The following is a 1,418-nucleotide window of genomic DNA, read 5'->3' as shown; positions in this document are numbered from 1 at the left end:
GGTCAAGTCCCCGGTAGTGGTGTAGCCGCTTCGTGATCCTTCGGTGCTGGGTTAGGCGCTGAGTTCGAGGATGGTGTCGGTCACCTCCTCGGTGTTTGTGTCGGGGAGGAGGTGGAGGCGGCTCTTGGCGAGGATGTCGAGGCCGAGGTAGCGGCGGCCTTCGGCCCATTCGTCGGTCTGCTCGGCGAGGACGGCGCCGACGAGTCGGATGATGGCGTCGCGGTTGGGGAAGATGCCGACGCTGTCGGTGCGGCGGCGGATCTCGCGGTTGAGGCGCTCGTTGGGGTTGTTCGACCAGATCTGCGACCAGAGACCTTCGGGGAACGCGGTGAATGCGAGGATGTCCGCCCGGGCGGCGTCGAGGTGCGAGAAGGCGTCGGGGAGCTTGTCTTCGACGTAGTCGAGGAGCCGGTCGAACTGCGCGTTCACCGCGGCGCCGTCGGGTTGGTCGTAGACGGAGTGCAGCATCGCCTTGACCGCGGGCCAGAGGCTCTTCGGCGTGACGGACATCAGGTTCGCGGCGTAGTGGGTTCGGCAACGCTGCCAGGCGGCTCCGGGCAGATTCGCCGCGATTGCCTCGACCAGCCCGGCGTGCGCGTCACTGGTGACGAGACGGACGCCGGACAGGCCGCGGGCGGCGAGGTCGGCGAAGAACTGGTTCCAAGCCGATGCGGTCTCACTGGTCGCGACCCGCATGCCCAGGACCTCTCGACGCCCGTCCGCGTTCACGCCGGTGGCGACCAGGACGACGGCGTTGATCACGCGGCCGCCTTCGCGGACCTTCATGGTGAGGGCATCGGCGGCGACGAACGTGAACGGACCGGCATCCCCGAGCGGCCGGTGCCGGAACTGGTCGACGTGCTCGTCCAAGTCCGCGGCCATCCTCGAGACCTGCGACTTGGACAGTGAGTCGATGCCGAGCGTCTTGACCAGCTTGTCCATGCGGCGCGTGGAGACGCCGGCGAGGTAGCAGTCGGCGACGACGGTGATCAGCGCAGCTTCGGCGCGCTTGCGGCGCTCGAGCAGCCATTCCGGGAAGTAGGTGCCCTTGCGCAGCTTCGGGACGGCGACGTCGATCGTGCCGACGCGGGTGTCCAGCTCGCGGTGCCGGTAACCGTTGCGCTGCGCCACCCGGTTGGGGCTGGGGTTGCCCCATTCGGCACCGCAGACAGCGTCAGCGTCCGCGGACAGCAGCGCGTTGATCATCGTCTGCAGCAGTTGCCGCATCAGATCCGGGGACGCCTCGGCGAGGGCTTCACCGAGCAGGCCGGCAGGGTCGACAATGTGAGGAGCGGTCATCGTGATGACTCCATTCGAGAGGGTTGTAGGAGATTCCTCGAAGGATCACACGGTGACCGCGCCCACGTTCACAACGGGGCCGGCCACCGAGCGGTTACACCACTATGCGGGACGCCACT

1 protein-coding gene is annotated in these 1,418 nt (G+C 67.6%); it reads right to left on the bottom strand.

The window, feature by feature from the left end:
• Positions 1-51: 51 nt before the first annotated feature.
• Positions 52-1,299 (bottom strand): IS256 family transposase, encoded by a 1,248-nt coding sequence (locus IEX37_RS15825; protein WP_188757336.1) that lies wholly within the window; start codon positions 1,297-1,299, stop codon positions 52-54.
• Between the last annotated feature and the right edge of the window lie 119 nt (positions 1,300-1,418).

It is taken from the genome of Microbacterium album, assembly GCF_014643695.1.
Classification (GTDB): Bacteria; Actinomycetota; Actinomycetes; order Actinomycetales; family Microbacteriaceae; genus Microbacterium; species Microbacterium album.
Note: the sequence above shows the minus strand (reverse complement) of the source record. Positions and strands in the feature narration are given on the sequence as shown.

Coding starts and splice junctions, on each gene's coding strand:
- IEX37_RS15825 (WP_188757336.1), bottom strand. CDS start 1,299: ATGACCGCTCCTCACATTGTCGACCCTGCCGGCCTGCTCGGTGAAGCC.